Source organism: Pseudomonas sp. RU47 (assembly GCF_004011755.1).
Taxonomy (GTDB): domain Bacteria; phylum Pseudomonadota; class Gammaproteobacteria; order Pseudomonadales; family Pseudomonadaceae; genus Aquipseudomonas.
This window is the reverse complement of record NZ_CP022411.1, coordinates 5,705,469-5,720,596: the sequence shown is the minus strand read 5'-3', so window position 1 is coordinate 5,720,596 and position 15,128 is coordinate 5,705,469. Positions and strand designations below refer to the sequence as shown.

Here is a 15,128-nt window from a genome sequence, read left to right as displayed (position 1 = left end):
AGGCATGCGCAGATTCAACCGAGGCTTCACCCTGATCGAAATCATGATCGTGATTGCGATCATCGGGATCGTCATCACCATCGCCGCACCGAGCTATACCGAGTACCTGAAAAAGGGCCGTCGCGCCGAAGTGGTGTCGCTGCTCTCGGAGCAAGCGCAGAGCCTCGAGCGTTTCTACACCAGGAACAATGTCTACACCGGTATCACCGGACTCAGCACGGGCAATGACTTCTACACCCTCACCCCGACCATTGCTGACCAGACCTTTGTGCTGACCGCGACCCGCAAGACGGGTACGTCGATGGCCACCGACAAGTGCGGGGACTTCACCCTGACCAACACCGGTGTGCGCAGCATGAACAACGCGACCACCGGGCTGACCACCAAGGATTGCTGGGGCCGCTGAGGCGCTTTCTTTCGGGTGCCTTTTGCGCCCACTGTCTTTTTTACGGTTGGAACAAACATGACCAGGCAACAGCAAGTGGTGATTGTCGGTGGCGGGGTGATTGGCCTGCTGACCGCCTACAATCTCGCCTCCGAAGTGCGCAGCGTGGTGCTGCTCGATCGCTCGAACCTCGGCCAGGAATCGTCCTGGGCGGGCGGCGGTATCGTTTCGCCGCTGTATCCGTGGCGCTATAGCCCGGCAGTCACCGCGCTGGCGCACTGGTCGCAGGATTTTTATCCACAGCTCGGCGAGCGTTTGTTCGCTGACACCGGGGTGGATCCTGAAGTACACACCACCGGCCTGTACTGGCTGGATCTGGACGATGAAGCCGAAGCGCTGGCCTGGGCCGAGCGGGAAAATCGCCCGTTGCGGGCTGTGGATATCTCGGCGGCGCATGATGCGGTGCCGGTGCTCGGTGGCGGTTTCTCCCGGGCGATCTACATGGCGGATGTCGCCAACGTGCGCAATCCGCGCCTGGTCAAGTCGCTGAAAGCGGCGTTGCAGGCATTGCCGAACGTGACCATTCACGAACAATGCGAAGTCAGCGGGTTTGTCCGCGAGAACGGGCGAGTTACTGGCGTCGAGACGTCGAAGGGTGTGATCAAGGGCGATCAGGTCGTGCTGACCGCTGGGGCGTGGAGCGGTGATCTGCTCAAGACGCTGGATCTGACATTGCCGGTCGAACCGGTCAAAGGCCAGATGATTCTCTACAAGTGTGCGGCGGATTTTCTGCCGAGCATGGTATTGGCCAAGGGCCGTTATGCGATCCCGCGCCGAGATGGCCATATTCTGATCGGCAGCACGCTGGAGCACGAAGGCTACGACAAGACGCCGACCGACGTTGCACTGGAAAGCCTCAAGGCTTCGGCAGTGGAGTTATTGCCAGCGTTGGCCGATGCCGAAGTGGTCGGGCACTGGGCGGGGTTGCGCCCGGGCTCGCCGGAGGGCATTCCGTATATTGGCCGGGTGCCGGGGTTCGACGGGTTGTGGTTGAACTGCGGGCATTACCGCAATGGGCTGGTACTGGCGCCAGCGTCGTGCCAGCTGTTTGCCGATGTGATGCTGGGAAGGGCGCCGATTATTGATCCTGCGCCGTATGCACCGGAAGGCCGTATTTAGTCAAGTATTTCTCTGTAGCCTGGCAGATCGCTTTCGCGAGCAGGCTTGCTTCCACAGTTGATCTTTGTCGTTCACAAAATCCAATGTGGGAGCGAGCCTGCTCGCGAAGGGGGGCCTCAATCCAGGCCCAATTTCTTCAGTCTGTAGCGCATCGATCTGAACGAAAGACTCAACCGCTGCGCCGCCGCCGTACGATTCCAGCGCGTCTCCTCCAGCGCCTGCAAGATGAGTTTGCGCTCGACGTTCTCCAGATAATCTTCCAGATTATCGATCTGGGTCAGATCGGCAATCCCACCATCCGCCGCGCAGTTGCCTTCACTCAAACGTAAATCTTCAGCCTCGATCGTGCGGTTTTCACACAGGGTGTGCGCTCGTTCGAGCACGTTCTCCAGTTCCCGCACATTCCCCGGAAAGCGGTAGTTCTTCAGCGCTTCCAACGCCTGCGGATGCAAGCGTGCTGCCGGTTGGCCGGTGTCCTTGGCCAAACGCTTGAGCATATGTGCCGCCAGCACTTCAATGTCATCACGGCGCTCACGCAGCGACGGCACGCGCAATTCAATCACGTTCAGGCGGTAATAAAGGTCCTGACGAAAACGCTCGGCCGCGACCTCTGCATCGAGATCCTTGTGGGTGGCGCAAAGAATCCGCACATCGACCACGCTTTCCTGCTGGCCGCCGACACTGCGCACGGCTTTTTCCTGAATCGCGCGCAGTAACTTCACCTGCATCGACAGCGGCAAATCCGCCACTTCATCGAGAAACAACGTGCCGCCATGGGCCGCCTGAAACAGCCCGGGTTTGTCCTCGACTGCGCCGGTGAAACTGCCTTTGCGATGACCAAAAAACTCGCTTTCCATCAGCTCCGAGGGAATCGCCCCGCAGTTCACCGGTACGAACGGCTGGCTGGCGCGCGGCCCCTGTTCGTGGATCAGTCGCGCGACCAGTTCTTTACCGCTGCCGGATTCGCCGCTGATGTACACCGGTGCCTGGCTGCGGGCGAGTTTGTCGATCTGTTTGCGCAGGTTGCGCATCGGCGCTGAATCGCCGAGCAAGCGTCGATCAATCGAGGTGGAGCTGCCGCCCGCCGCCGGCATGCGTAGTGCCGTGCCGACCAGTTCGCGCAAGCGAGTGAGGTCCACTGGTTTGGTAAGAAAGTCGAATGCGCCTGCTTTCAAGGCGTTGATCGCCGTTTCCAGGCTGCCATAGGCGGTGATCATCGCCACTGGCAGTTGTGGATAACGCTGCTGAATGTGCTGCACCAGTTCCAGTCCCGTGCCGTCGGGCAGACGCATGTCGGTCAGGCACAGGTCGAATGTTTCGCGATGCAACAGCGCCTGGGCTTCAGTCAGATTGCGCGCGCTGTAGGTGTCGAGTTTCATCCGTCCCAGGGTGATTTCCAGGAGTTCGCGGATGTCCGGTTCGTCGTCGACGATGAGGATTTTTTGCCGTGGGCTCGTGTTCAACTTTGTTTCCGTCCGTGAGCAAAGGTGATGCGAAAGCAGCCGCCGCCTTGGCGTGATTGAAAGTCTAGGCGCGCTTGGTTGCTTTCGCACAGCTCACGGGACAGATAAAGCCCAAGGCCGGTGCCCTGGCTGCTGGTGGTGAAGAACGGTTCGAACAGATGTGTCTGTTCATCGGCAGGCACGCCGGGGCCGTTGTCCTGCACTTCGAGGATCGCCAACTGGCTGTCGGGATCGGTGAAAAGGGCCAGCCAGACTTCGGCTTGATCATGCAGCAGCGCGCTGTGGCGCCAGCCATTGCGTAACAGATTGTCGAGAATCTGCGTGAGCTGGTTGGGGTCCATCAGCGTGGTGAAGTCCCCTGAATTGATCCGCAGATGAATCTGCTGGCGCTCGCCCGCCTGTTCGCGGCTTTCGGCAACGAAATTCTCCAGCCACGGCTTGAGATCCAGTCGTTGCGGCGCGCTCTGTTGGCGCCGGGACAGTTGCAGGACGTTTTCGATGACTCGGTTCATGCGCTGGGAGTGATCTTGAATGATCTGCGTCAGACGCCGATCGGCGCTGTCGAGTTCCTCGGACTCCCCCAATAGCTGTGCAGCGTGACTGATGGCACCCAGCGGATTGCGGATCTCGTGGGAGATCCCGGCGGTCAAGCGCCCGAGCGCGGCCAGTTTCAATTGCTGGGCCTGCTGGGCGATTTGCGCAAGGTCTTCGAGAAACACCAGGGTTTGCTGGTTGGGACTTTGCTCGAGGGCAATGAAGCTCGGTTGCAGTTCGAGGCCGTTGTCGGGGATTTTCAGGCTTTGCGGGCGCAAGGTCGGGTTGTTCATCCACAGTTGCAGGCGATCGACCAGCGCACTGGAATAGTCGTCGATCAAATGTCCCTGAAGGTGAGATTGCGCGAGCAGGGTTTGTGCGCTGTGGTTCGCCAGTTGCACCCGGCGCTCCTCGTCGAGGACCAGAATCCCGGTGCGCATGCGTTGCAGGATCAGCGCATTGAGCGCTTCGAGCCCGACCACTTCACTGGCGCGCTGTTCGGCCAGTGTTTCGCTGACCTCCAGGCGCCGGATCAGTCCCTGCACCAACAACGAGGCGGCAAAGCACAGGGCGCCAAGGGTGCCGGCTTGCAGGTATTCATTGGCGCTCAGGGGATGGTTGAAGCTCAGCAGGAAACTCGAACCGACGATGCCCAGCGCGCCGATGGCGGCGATCAACAGGCCGATGCGTCGGCGTAGCAAGGTGTTGCTGATTGCCACCGAGACAATCAGCAAATTGCCCAGCGCACTGCCAACACCGCCTGCCGCAAAGAACACACCGCATAAAAGCAGGACATCGACGAGGGCCAGGCTGAACAGCTGCGCCGGCCGTCGGGTGTTCTCAAGGAACACTACCAGCAAGATGTTGAGGATCAGATACAGCCAGCTGCCGCCGCGCAGCAGTTCGTCGTTGGCCGACGTCAGCAGGCGGTTGTCCATGTTGCTGGAGATCAGCAACACCAGGGTGATGCCGACGCTTAAACGGTAAAGATGATAAAGGCGCAGCAGGCGCTGAGCCTGTTTGCTGTCGGCGTGGGTGGCCTCAGCGATCACTGGCACCCGGGCCTTGCTCAAGGTGAGCCTGGCTGCAATACCACTGTTGTTGCACGCTCAGCGCGCGGTCGCGCGGCAGATGCACGCCGCAATGGGCGCAGCGCACCATCGGCGGGGCGTCCTGTTCGCGAGGGGCGCGATTGGACTGAGAGGACGCGGCGGGTGCCTTGAATTTACGCCACAACCATATGGCGGCGAAAATCACGACGATCCAGAACAATAAACGAAGCATGATGAGCGGCTTTCCGACTGATGATCCGGCAGTTTAGCCAAGCTCCCGACCAGCGCACAGCCTATTAATGCGTGGCAATAAAAAAGGGAGATCCGCAGATCTCCCTTTTCTCTACTGCCGGTGCGATCAGTCGAACACGCCGAAAGTCATGTAGCTGAACCACGAGCGGTCGGTGCTGCTCGACTCAGGCTCCGGTTCTTCGATCACGTCGCCGTTTTCGTCCTTAGGCTTGAGCTCGTTCGGGATCGCGTCTTTCGCGTCCTGGAACTGCTTCTGCACGTCCTGGTTGGCGCGGGTTTCACCCGGCGGCAGCGGTGGACGCGATTCGATCAGGCCCAAAGTGGCTTTGCTCAGGAACGAACGGTTGTCGGCTTCGGCAACCCGTGGCACGAACTGGCCATCTTGCAGGCTTGGGTGGTTCGGGTAGTTGAGCTTCAGGGTTTCCAGGCTAGTGGCCGCCAGTTCGTCCAGGTGCAGACGCTGATAGGCTTCAGTCATCACCGCCAGGCCGTCGCCGACCGATGGGGTTTCCTGGAAGTTTTCCACGACGTAACGGCCACGGTTGGCAGCGGCTACATAAGCCTGACGGGTCAGGTAGTAGTCGGCCACGTGAATTTCGTAGGCCGCCAGCAGGTTGCGCAGGTAGATCATGCGCTGCTTGGCGTCCGGCGCGTAGCGGCTGTTCGGGTAGCGGCTGGTCAGCTGGGCGAACTCGTTGTACGAGTCGCGCGCGGCGCCCGGGTCACGCTTGGTCATGTCCAGCGGCAGGAAGCGCGCCAGCAGGCCGACGTCCTGGTCGAAAGAGGTCAGACCTTTCAGGTAGTACGCGTAATCCACGTTCGGGTGCTGCGGGTGCAAACGAATGAAACGCTCGGCGGCAGACTTTGCAGCTTCCGGCTCGGCGTTCTTGTAGTTGGCGTAGATCAGCTCCAGCTGTGCCTGATCGGCGTAGCGACCGAACGGATAACGCGACTCCAGAGCCTTCAGCTTGGCTGTGGCGCTGGTGTAGCTGTTGTTGTCCAGGTCAGTCTGAGCCTGCTGATACAGCTCGGCTTCGCTGAGGTTTTCGTCTACGACTTCCTTCGATGAGCAAGCAGCGGTCAATGCGAGGATGGCGATCAGCAGCAGGTGTTTCACTTGCATGGCGGCTTGCGTCCCTATGACGGCCGCTGTCTTGGGCGGGGCCGTCCTGTTATGATGAGCGCCCCGTTGAAAAGCCTCGGGGCAAAAGACGCCGTATTTAACCACAAGCGCGCAGCCGAAACCAAAAGCTGTGCCGACGCACAGTCAGAGCATGTCCGATAAAATTGAACTTCGCGCAGAGGTGCCGTCCGAATTGGGCGGCCAACGCCTCGATCAAGTCGCTGCCCAACTCTTCGCTGAGCACTCTCGCTCGCGCCTTTCCGCCTGGATCAAAGAAGGTCGCCTGACTGTGGACGGGGCGGTCATCCGCCCGCGCGACATCGTGCACGGCGGTGCCATCCTTGAGCTGACTGCCGAGCAGGAAGCCCAGGGCGAGTGGATCGCCCAGGACATCGAACTCGACATCGTCTATGAAGACGACGACATCCTGGTGATCAACAAGCCTGCGGGCCTGGTGGTGCACCCGGCTGCCGGTCACGCCGATGGCACCTTGCTCAACGCCTTGCTGCACCACGTGCCGGACATCATCAATGTCCCGCGCGCCGGCATCGTGCATCGTCTGGACAAGGACACCACCGGTCTGATGGTGGTGGCCAAGACCATTCAGGCGCAGACCAAACTGGTTACTCAGTTGCAGAGTCGCAGCGTCAGCCGTATCTATGAGTGCATCGTGATTGGCGTGGTGACGGCCGGTGGCAAGATCAACGCCCCGATCGGTCGTCACGGCCAGCAGCGCCAGCGCATGGCGGTGATGGAAGGCGGCAAGCCAGCCGTCAGTCACTACCGCGTGCTGGAGCGCTTCCGTTCCCACACCCATGTACGGGTGAAACTGGAAACCGGTCGTACTCACCAGATTCGCGTGCACATGTCGCACATCAACTTCCCGTTGGTCGGCGATCCGGCGTATGGCGGTCGTTTCCGCATTCCGCCAGCGGCGAACCCGACGATGGTTGAATCGCTCAAGCATTTCCCGCGTCAGGCCCTGCACGCGCGCTTCCTTGAGCTGGATCATCCGACGACCGGTGAACGCATGAGCTGGGAATCGCCGCTGCCAGAAGATTTCGTCTGGCTGCTGACCCTGCTCAAGCAGGATCGCGAGGCATTCGTCGGATGAACTGGCTGACGCCGGACTGGCCTGCGCCGGCCAGCGTCAAAGCCTGCGTCACCACCCGCGAGGGCGGTGTCAGCGAGGCGCCGTTCGACAGTCTCAATCTGGGCGATCATGTTGATGATCGTCCTGAGGCTGTGGCCGAGAACCGTCGGCGCCTGACCGAGCAATTCTCTATACAGCCTGCCTGGTTGCAGCAAGTGCACGGGATTACCGTGGCGCATGCTGATCCGGGCATTGTTGCGACCGCCGATGCGAGCTGGACGGCAACGCCCGGTATTGCCTGCGCGGCAATGACGGCTGATTGTTTGCCAGCGTTGTTCTGCGATCGCGCTGGAACCCGTATCGCGGCGGCCCATGCCGGTTGGCGTGGTCTGGCGGCGGGTGTACTTGAAGCCACGCTCGATAGCCTCGATATTCCGCCCAAGGATGTTCTGGTCTGGCTCGGTCCGGCGATTGGCCCGAAAGCCTTTGAAGTCGGCCCGGAAGTGCGGGAAGTCTTCATCAATCAACTGCCTGAAGCAGCAGAGGCGTTTGTACCGAGCGACAATGCCGGCAAGTTCATGGCGGACATCTATTTGCTGGCGCGCCTGCGTCTGGCAGCCCGAGGTGTTACAGCGGTTTACGGCGGTGGTTTCTGCACCGTGACCGATCCGCGCTTCTTCTCCTATCGTCGTGCCTCACGCACCGGTCGCTTCGCCTCCTTGGTTTGGCTCACCCGCTAGACTGTCTGATCTGCATCAACTGCCTGACGCTTGAATCTTGCAGAATCGACCGCATCTATAGCGGTATCTGGCAGGTTTCTTTATTCAGGATGGTTTTTAGGTCCGGCCTGCTCAAAAGGAAGGTGACTTATGCGAATAGACCGTTTAACCAGCAAATTACAGTTGGCCTTGTCCGACGCCCAGTCGTTGGCAGTCGGCCACGATCATCCGGCCATCGAGCCGGCGCACTTGATGCAAGCCATGCTTGAACAGCAGGGTGGTTCGATCAAACCTCTGCTGATGCAGGTGGGCTTCGACGTCAACAGCTTGCGTAAAGAGCTGACCAAAGAGCTCGACCAATTACCGAAAATCCAGAACCCCACCGGCGACGTCAACATGTCGCAGGATCTGGCGCGCCTGCTTAACCAGGCTGACCGTCTGGCTCAACAGAAGGGTGACCAGTTCATCTCCAGCGAATTGGTGCTGCTCGCGGCGATGGACGAGAGCAGCAAGCTCGGCAAGTTGCTGCTCGGCCAGGGCGTAAGCAAGAAAGCCCTGGAAAACGCGATCAACAATCTGCGTGGCGGCGAAGCGGTGAATGATGCCAACCATGAAGAGTCGCGGCAGGCGCTGGATAAATACACCGTCGACCTGACCAAGCGCGCCGAAGACGGCAAGCTCGATCCGGTGATCGGTCGGGACGACGAAATTCGTCGCACCATTCAGGTTCTGCAACGCCGCACCAAGAACAACCCGGTGCTGATCGGTGAGCCTGGCGTGGGTAAAACCGCGATTGCCGAAGGTCTGGCCCAGCGCATCATCAACGGCGAAGTGCCGGACGGCCTTAAAGGCAAGCGTCTGCTCTCGCTGGACATGGGCGCGCTGATTGCCGGTGCCAAGTATCGCGGTGAGTTCGAAGAACGCCTGAAATCGCTGCTCAACGAGCTGTCGAAGCAGGAAGGGCAGATCATTCTGTTTATCGACGAACTGCACACCATGGTCGGCGCGGGTAAAGGCGAAGGCTCGATGGACGCCGGCAACATGCTCAAGCCAGCACTGGCTCGCGGCGAGTTGCACTGCGTTGGCGCGACCACACTCAACGAGTACCGCCAATATATAGAGAAGGACGCGGCGCTCGAGCGACGCTTCCAGAAAGTATTGGTGGATGAGCCGAGCGAAGAAGACACCATCGCGATCCTGCGCGGCCTTAAAGAGCGTTACGAGGTTCACCACAAGGTGGCGATCACTGACGGCGCGATCATTGCGGCGGCCAAGCTCAGCCATCGCTACATCACTGACCGGCAGTTGCCGGACAAGGCCATCGACCTGATCGACGAGGCTGCCAGCCGTATCCGCATGGAAATCGACTCCAAGCCGGAAGTGCTCGATCGTCTGGAGCGTCGCCTGATTCAGTTGAAGGTGGAATCTCAGGCGCTGAAGAAGGAAAGCGACGAAGCGGCGATGAAACGTCTGGAAAAACTCCAGGAAGAAATCGTCCGTCTCGAGCGTGAGTACTCGGATCTGGAAGAAATCTGGAACTCGGAAAAAGCCGAGGTACAGGGTTCTGCACAGATTCAGCAGAAGATCGAACAGTCGCGTCAGGAGCTGGAGGCCGCGCGCCGCAAAGGCGACCTCAATCGTATGGCCGAATTGCAGTACGGGGTGATCCCGGATCTGGAACGCAGCCTGCAAATGGTCGATCAGCACGGCAAGAGCGAAAACCAGTTGCTGCGCAGCAAGGTGACTGAAGAAGAAATCGCTGAAGTCGTGTCGAAGTGGACCGGCATTCCCGTGTCGAAAATGCTCGAAGGCGAGCGCGACAAACTGATGAAGATGGAAAGCCTGTTGCACAAACGCGTTATCGGCCAGGAAGAAGCGGTGGTCGCCGTCGCTAACGCAGTACGGCGTTCACGTGCCGGGTTGTCCGATCCGAATCGTCCGAGCGGCTCGTTCATGTTCCTCGGCCCGACCGGTGTCGGTAAAACCGAGCTGTGCAAGGCGCTGGCCGAATTCCTCTTTGATACTGAAGAGGCAATGGTGCGGATCGACATGTCCGAGTTCATGGAGAAACATTCCGTGGCGCGTCTGATCGGTGCGCCACCGGGATACGTCGGTTACGAAGAGGGCGGTTACCTGACCGAGGCGGTACGTCGTAAGCCTTATTCGGTGATCCTGCTGGACGAAGTCGAGAAGGCGCACCCGGATGTGTTCAACATCTTGCTGCAAGTGCTTGAAGATGGTCGCCTGACCGACAGCCATGGTCGCACGGTGGACTTCCGCAATACCGTGATCGTCATGACCTCGAACCTCGGCTCTGTGCAGATTCAGGAGCTGGTCGGTGATCGCGAGGCGCAGCGTGCTGCAGTCATGGATGCGCTGACGTCGCACTTCCGTCCGGAGTTCATCAACCGGGTCGACGAAGTGGTGATCTTCGAGCCTTTGGCACGGGATCAGATCGCGGGCATTACCGAGATCCAGTTGGGTCGTCTGCGCAGCCGTCTGGCCGAGCGCGAGCTGAAGCTGGAGCTCAGCCCGGAAGCGATGGACAAGCTGATCGCGGTGGGTTACGACCCGGTGTATGGCGCACGTCCTTTGAAACGGGCGATTCAGCGCTGGATCGAAAACCCGTTGGCACAGTTGATCCTCTCGGGTCACTTCATGCCTGGCGACACGGCGACCGGCAAGGTCGAGAGCGACGAAATCGTTTTCAACTGAGTCCAAACGCCAATGAAAAAAGGAGGGCCCCACATTGTGGGGCCTTTTTTTTCGTTAGGCTGTTGAACTCAAAGGAAAAGGCTTGTAAAGTGCGCCCCGCAGTCAGTCGCCAAGACGGTCTCAGCTCACTGAGTTGAAATCTGAAATAAGTTGCAAATCATTAACTTGAAAGCAATTTAGGGGGTTGACAGAGGTGTTCTAGGTTGTAGAATAGCGCGCCTCAGACACACGAACGCAGCGATGCGAACGAGTGACTGGAAGCAACAAGTTTCACCGTTGTAAATTGAAATATGTAGTTCCGTGATAGCTCAGTCGGTAGAGCAAATGACTGTTAATCATTGGGTCCCAGGTTCGAGTCCTGGTCACGGAGCCAATTTCAAACCGGGGTATAGCGCAGTCCGGTAGCGCGCCTGCTTTGGGAGCAGGATGTCAGGAGTTCGAATCCCCTTACCCCGACCATTTTTGGGTCGTTAGCTCAGTTGGTAGAGCAGTTGGCTTTTAACCAATTGGTCGTAGGTTCGAATCCCACACGACCCACCATTTTTGAAACCAGTTAACGCTGGGATCGAATCTTAAGATCAGAGGCCAAAAGCGCTGATCGAAGAAGGCGATCTTTGAAAGGTCGCCTTTTTTTTACCGGGGTATAGCGCAGTCCGGTAGCGCGCCTGCTTTGGGAGCAGGATGTCAGGAGTTCGAATCCCCTTACCCCGACCATATTAAAAATCCTCGTATCGAAAGATACGGGGATTTTTTTTGTCCGACAAAAACTCATTTCCCCTTCAAGTCATCATACAACCTGCCGATAGCCCGCTAACACGAGGGGACTGCCATGGCTTCGCCCCTTGAATCTGGCCAATACAAGAATAAGGGCGTTCGTCATGTTGCTTCGTCAGTTGAATATTGCTCCCCGGGCGGCCCTGGGGTTCGCCCTGATCGCGGTGTTGGTGGCCTTGCTCGGCGTTTTTGCGCTCGGGCAGATGTCGAGTATTCGTGACAGCGAGGTCGCGGTAGAAAATCAGTGGTTGCCGAGCATTCGTGGTGGCGACGAGATTCGCGAGATCATGCTGCGCATCCGCACCATCTCGCTGCGCATGGCGCTGGATCAGGATCCGGCCAACATTGCGACTTACCGCAGCCAGATGGACACCCGCGACAAAGAGCTGAGCGAGAAAATCGCCGCTTACGACAAACTGGTCAACACCCCGGAAGGCCAGCAGCTATACGACCAGTTCAAGAAAACCTTCGCTGCCTATCGCAGTGGCATCGCTCAATCCTTCGCCCTTGCTGAGCAAGGCAAGCGTGATGAGCTGACCAGGTTGTTGCTGGTCGACATGAAAACCGTGGTCGATGGCTCCGGCAAGCAACTCAACGACCTGGCGGATCTGTTCGCCAAACAGGTCGCCGCCGAAAGCCAGAAGTCCGCTGCGCACTACGAAAATTCGCGGACGATTGTCAGTTTGTTCATTGCCTTGGCCGCACTGGCCACGGTGGCACTGGCGATGATGCTCACGCGCAGCATCGTTCGGCCGCTGAGCAGTGCCGTGAGTGCAGCAGAAAGTGTCGCGCAGGGTGATCTGACCCGACCGATCGAGACCCATGGCAACGATGAAGTCAGTCGCTTGCTCAAGGCTCTGGCGACCATGCAGCAGAACCTGCGTGAGACGCTGCAAGGCATCAGCGGCTCGGCCACGCAACTGGCCACCGCTGCCGATGAGCTTAACGCGGTAACGCTCGACAGCACGCAGGGGCTGCAGCAGCAGAACAACGAAATCGAACAGGCCGCGACCGCCGTCAACCAGATGACGGCAGCGGTGGAAGAGGTCGCACGCAATGCGGTGTCGACGTCTGACGCGACTCGCCAGTCCAGCGAGTCGGCGCATCTGGGCCAGGTGCGTGTCAGTGAGACCGCCACGGCCATCAATGCTCTGGCCAGCGATGTGCAACAGACCGGCGAGTTGGTGCAATCACTGGCCAACCAGTCGCAGGACATCGGCAAGGTGCTCGACGTGATTCGGGCGATTGCCGAGCAGACCAACCTGCTGGCGCTCAACGCAGCGATTGAAGCCGCGCGGGCCGGTGAGAGCGGGCGAGGCTTTGCCGTAGTGGCCGATGAAGTAAGGGCTTTGGCTTATCGTACGCAGCAATCGACGCAGGAGATCGAGCAGATGGTCCAGGGCATGCGCAGCGGTTCGAGCCTGGCGCTGGATTCGATGCAGGCCAGTACCGCGCGTGCGACGACCACCCTGGCGTTGGCTGAGCGTGCCGGTGAGGCGCTGCAGACCATTACCGCGTCGGTGCATGAGATCCATGAGCGCAATCTGGTCATTGCCAGCGCTGCGGAAGAACAAGCGCAAGTCGCGCGGGAAGTGGATCGCAACCTGGTGAACATTCGGGATTTGTCGGTACGCTCGGCCGCCGGTGCCGACCAGACCAGTGCCTCCAGCCACGAGTTGTCGCAACTGGCCAACGCCTTGCAAGGCATGGTGCGGCGCTTTCAGTTGTAAAACGGCAGACGTGAAAAAACCGCGTTTCTCTCAGGAGAAGCGCGGCTTGGTTTTTTCCGCTGATCAGGCGCCGTCTTGATCTTTCAGGTGTTCGAACAGGCCTTTTGGCATCTTCTTGCCGTTGGCTTCAAAGTTGGCCTTCACGTTGTCGTAGGCCTCTTGCTCGTCAATGAAGCCGTCATGGTTGGTGTCGATCTTGTCGAAGTCGGACTTCGGCGCGACTTTCAGAAATTCGGCGCGGGAAACCTTGCCGTCACCATCGCTGTCCGTCTTGGCCATCGAAGCATCGCCACATTTGCCTTCACCGCATTTGCCTTCCGGCGCTTTCACCGAGGTTTCCGCCGAAGCGACCATGTAGCCCTGCGCCAGTGGTTGAGCGGCAAACACCGAACCGGACAACATCAGGCCGCCAGCCAGTGCGGCGCCGATCAGGCCAATGGATTTTTTACCGAGGGTCGAAGTACGGGACATTTGGATTCTCCTGGGCTGCACAACGCAACCACACGTTAAAGACGCAAGCCTGAGCGGTGTTGCTCGGGTGTGGCCATTAGGCGGTGGCGGTGTATCGCGACTGTGTCGCGCAGCGGGGGAGTTTGTAAGCGAAGGTGGGGAAAGCGAGGCGGGATACAGTACGAAACAGATCTTTCGATGAACACAAAATAATGTGGGAGCGAGCCTGCTCGCGAAAGCGTCAGATCAGTCGCATCAATAACGACTGACAGAACGCTTTCGCGAGCAGGCTCGCTCCCACAGGTTTTAGTGCAGTTTCAGACGCGGCTCAGTGCCACGGCCAATCTTGCTGCCCAGCATCAACATCGCCGTGCGGAACGGCCCGTACAGCGCCATCTGGTGCATGCGATACAGCGACACGTAAAACATCCGCGCCAGCCAGCCTTCGAGCATCACGCTGCCGGTCAGGTTGCCCATCAAGTTACCCACAGCCGAAAAACGCGACAGCGAGATCAGCGAGCCGTAGTCGGTGTACTTGTACTCCGGCAGGGTCTTGCCCTCGATGCGCAGCTTCAGCGATTTGGCCAGCAGCGACGCCTGTTGGTGCGCCGCTTGTGCACGTGGCGGTACGTTGCGATCGGTGCCCGGTTGCGGGCACGCGGCGCAGTCACCGAAGGCGAAGATGTTCTCGTCGCGGGTGGTTTGCAGGGTCGGCAATACTTGCAGTTGATTGATGCGGTTGGTTTCCAGGCCATCGATGTCCTTGAGGAAACCCGGCGCGCGAATGCCCGCTGCCCAGACTTTCAGGCTGGCCTTGATCTCGTTGCCGTCGGCGGTGATCAGGCTGTCGGCGGTCACTTCGCTGACCGAAGCGTTGGTCATCACATTGACCCCGAGCTTTTCCAGGGTCTTGTGTACCGGCCCGCTGATGCGCTCCGGCAGGGCAGGCAACACCCGTGGCCCGGCTTCGATCAGGGTGATGTGCATGTTTTCCGGTTTGATCCGGTCCAGGCCATACGCCGCCAGTTCATGGGCGGCGTTGTGCAGTTCGGCCGCCAGTTCAACGCCTGTGGCGCCCGCGCCGACGATCGCCACGCTGATCTGCTCGACCACATCGGTTTGCCCGGCGTGGGCACGCAGATAGTGATTCAGCAGCTGCTGGTGGAAGCGCTCGGCCTGTTTGCGGGTATCGAGGAACAGGCAATGCTGCGCCGCGCCCTGCGTGCCGAAATCATTGGTGGTGCTGCCGACGCTGATCACCAGCGAGTCGTATTGCACTTCGCGTGCAGGCACCAGTTCTGCACCGTTTTCGTCGTAGGTCGCTGCCAGCTGGATTTTCTTCTGTGCGCGATCAAGCCCGCTCATGCGCCCCAACTGAAACTCGAAGTGGTTCCATTTCGCTTGGGCAACATAGTTGAGTTCGTCTTCGGAGGAGTTCAGCGATCCGGCGGCCACTTCGTGCAACAGCGGTTTCCAGATGTGCGTCAGGTTGGCGTCGACCAGCATCACACTGGCTGTACCGCGCTTGCCCAGAGTCTTACCCAGGCGGGTAGCCAACTCCAGACCGCCGGCGCCGCCGCCGACAATAACAATACGATGGGACATAGGGATAACTCGCAAGGTTTTTAAAGGAAATCGGTGCGGTTACCCAAGCGAGCG

General features: G+C 59.3%; 12 protein-coding genes, 4 tRNA genes and 1 pseudogene. 11 read left to right on the top strand and 6 right to left on the bottom strand.

The genetic code is table 11. The annotated features are described in order from the left end of the window. The first annotated feature begins 4 nt into the window (after positions 1 to 4). Complete coding sequence (locus CCX46_RS26090; RefSeq protein WP_127929830.1) at positions 5 to 406, top strand: type IV pilin protein; 402 nt, start codon at positions 5 to 7, stop codon at positions 404 to 406. 57 nt (positions 407 to 463) lie between these two features. Then, on the top strand, positions 464 to 1,564 hold the full coding sequence (thiO, locus tag CCX46_RS26085) for a glycine oxidase ThiO (RefSeq protein WP_127929829.1): 1,101 nt from the start codon (positions 464 to 466) through the stop codon (positions 1,562 to 1,564). Between the two features lie 116 nt (positions 1,565 to 1,680). Here the strand turns inward: thiO and CCX46_RS26080 are convergent, their stop codons facing one another. The 4 genes from CCX46_RS26080 to CCX46_RS26065 form a co-directional block, all read right to left on the bottom strand. Beyond that, the gene (locus tag CCX46_RS26080; RefSeq protein WP_127929828.1) at positions 1,681 to 3,027 is read right to left on the bottom strand and encodes a sigma-54-dependent transcriptional regulator; all 1,347 of its coding nucleotides are present in this window, start codon (positions 3,025 to 3,027) and stop codon (positions 1,681 to 1,683) included. Continuing rightward, positions 3,024 to 4,613, bottom strand: a complete 1,590-nt coding sequence (locus CCX46_RS26075) for a sensor histidine kinase (RefSeq protein WP_127930454.1) — start codon at positions 4,611 to 4,613, stop codon at positions 3,024 to 3,026. Before CCX46_RS26075 ends, CCX46_RS26080 begins: the two co-directional genes overlap by 4 nt. Further along, a complete protein-coding gene (locus tag CCX46_RS26070; RefSeq protein WP_127929827.1) occupies positions 4,603 to 4,845 on the bottom strand; it encodes a PP0621 family protein in 243 nt (80 codons plus the stop codon). Before CCX46_RS26070 ends, CCX46_RS26075 begins: the two co-directional genes overlap by 11 nt. A 126-nt stretch (positions 4,846 to 4,971) precedes the next feature. Further along, the gene (locus CCX46_RS26065; RefSeq protein WP_127929826.1) at positions 4,972 to 5,988 is read right to left on the bottom strand and encodes an outer membrane protein assembly factor BamD; all 1,017 of its coding nucleotides are present in this window, start codon (positions 5,986 to 5,988) and stop codon (positions 4,972 to 4,974) included. A 151-nt stretch (positions 5,989 to 6,139) separates the two neighbouring features. Here CCX46_RS26065 and rluD point away from each other — a divergent pair, with 151 nt between their 5' ends. The 9 genes and pseudogenes from rluD (at position 6,140) to CCX46_RS31270 (ending at position 13,019) form a co-directional block, all read left to right on the top strand. Then, a complete protein-coding gene (gene rluD, locus CCX46_RS26060; protein ID WP_016986220.1) occupies positions 6,140 to 7,102 on the top strand; it encodes a 23S rRNA pseudouridine(1911/1915/1917) synthase RluD in 963 nt (320 codons plus the stop codon). Then, complete coding sequence (gene pgeF, locus CCX46_RS26055; protein WP_127929825.1) at positions 7,099 to 7,821, top strand: peptidoglycan editing factor PgeF; 723 nt, start codon at positions 7,099 to 7,101, stop codon at positions 7,819 to 7,821. Before rluD ends, pgeF begins: the two co-directional genes overlap by 4 nt. A 129-nt stretch (positions 7,822 to 7,950) precedes the next feature. Further along, positions 7,951 to 10,515 (top strand): ATP-dependent chaperone ClpB, encoded by a 2,565-nt coding sequence (gene clpB / locus CCX46_RS26050; protein WP_127929824.1) that lies wholly within the window; start codon positions 7,951 to 7,953, stop codon positions 10,513 to 10,515. Positions 10,516 to 10,812: 297 nt separating this feature from the next. Further along, positions 10,813 to 10,888 (top strand) — tRNA-Asn (locus CCX46_RS26045). 9 nt (positions 10,889 to 10,897) lie between these two features. Continuing rightward, a tRNA-Pro gene (locus tag CCX46_RS26040) sits at positions 10,898 to 10,974 on the top strand. Between the two features lie 5 nt (positions 10,975 to 10,979). Then, a tRNA-Lys gene (locus CCX46_RS26035) sits at positions 10,980 to 11,055 on the top strand. Positions 11,056 to 11,152: 97 nt separating this feature from the next. Further along, positions 11,153 to 11,229: transfer RNA gene (locus CCX46_RS26030), tRNA-Pro, on the top strand. A 164-nt stretch (positions 11,230 to 11,393) separates the two neighbouring features. Further along, positions 11,394 to 12,164: pseudogene (locus CCX46_RS31275) on the top strand (MCP four helix bundle domain-containing protein); the annotation flags it as partial. Further along, a complete protein-coding gene (locus tag CCX46_RS31270) occupies positions 12,156 to 13,019 on the top strand; it encodes a methyl-accepting chemotaxis protein (protein WP_371044025.1) in 864 nt (287 codons plus the stop codon). The pseudogene CCX46_RS31275 and the gene CCX46_RS31270, both read left to right, overlap by 9 nt. A 63-nt stretch (positions 13,020 to 13,082) precedes the next feature. On the opposite strand, the gene CCX46_RS26020 is transcribed toward CCX46_RS31270, so the two are convergent. Both CCX46_RS26020 and CCX46_RS26015 read right to left on the bottom strand, forming a co-directional pair. Then, positions 13,083 to 13,490 carry an HvfA family oxazolone/thioamide-modified RiPP metallophore gene (locus CCX46_RS26020; RefSeq protein WP_127929823.1) on the bottom strand — a complete coding sequence of 136 codons (408 nt, stop codon included), beginning with the start codon at positions 13,488 to 13,490 and terminating at the stop codon, positions 13,083 to 13,085. 285 nt (positions 13,491 to 13,775) lie between these two features. Beyond that, a complete protein-coding gene (locus CCX46_RS26015; protein WP_127929822.1) occupies positions 13,776 to 15,074 on the bottom strand; it encodes an NAD(P)/FAD-dependent oxidoreductase in 1,299 nt (432 codons plus the stop codon). Between the last annotated feature and the right edge of the window lie 54 nt (positions 15,075 to 15,128).

Coding starts and splice junctions, on each gene's coding strand:
- CCX46_RS26090 (WP_127929830.1), top strand. CDS start 5: ATGCGCAGATTCAACCGAGGCTTCACCCTGATCGAAATCATGATCGTG.
- thiO (WP_127929829.1), top strand. CDS start 464: ATGACCAGGCAACAGCAAGTGGTGATTGTCGGTGGCGGGGTGATTGGC.
- CCX46_RS26070 (WP_127929827.1), bottom strand. CDS start 4,845: ATGCTTCGTTTATTGTTCTGGATCGTCGTGATTTTCGCCGCCATATGG.
- CCX46_RS26065 (WP_127929826.1), bottom strand. CDS start 5,988: ATGCAAGTGAAACACCTGCTGCTGATCGCCATCCTCGCATTGACCGCT.
- rluD (WP_016986220.1), top strand. CDS start 6,140: ATGTCCGATAAAATTGAACTTCGCGCAGAGGTGCCGTCCGAATTGGGC.
- pgeF (WP_127929825.1), top strand. CDS start 7,099: ATGAACTGGCTGACGCCGGACTGGCCTGCGCCGGCCAGCGTCAAAGCC.
- clpB (WP_127929824.1), top strand. CDS start 7,951: ATGCGAATAGACCGTTTAACCAGCAAATTACAGTTGGCCTTGTCCGAC.
- CCX46_RS31270 (WP_371044025.1), top strand. CDS start 12,156: ATGCAGCAGAACCTGCGTGAGACGCTGCAAGGCATCAGCGGCTCGGCC.
- CCX46_RS26020 (WP_127929823.1), bottom strand. CDS start 13,490: ATGTCCCGTACTTCGACCCTCGGTAAAAAATCCATTGGCCTGATCGGC.
- CCX46_RS26015 (WP_127929822.1), bottom strand. CDS start 15,074: ATGTCCCATCGTATTGTTATTGTCGGCGGCGGCGCCGGCGGTCTGGAG.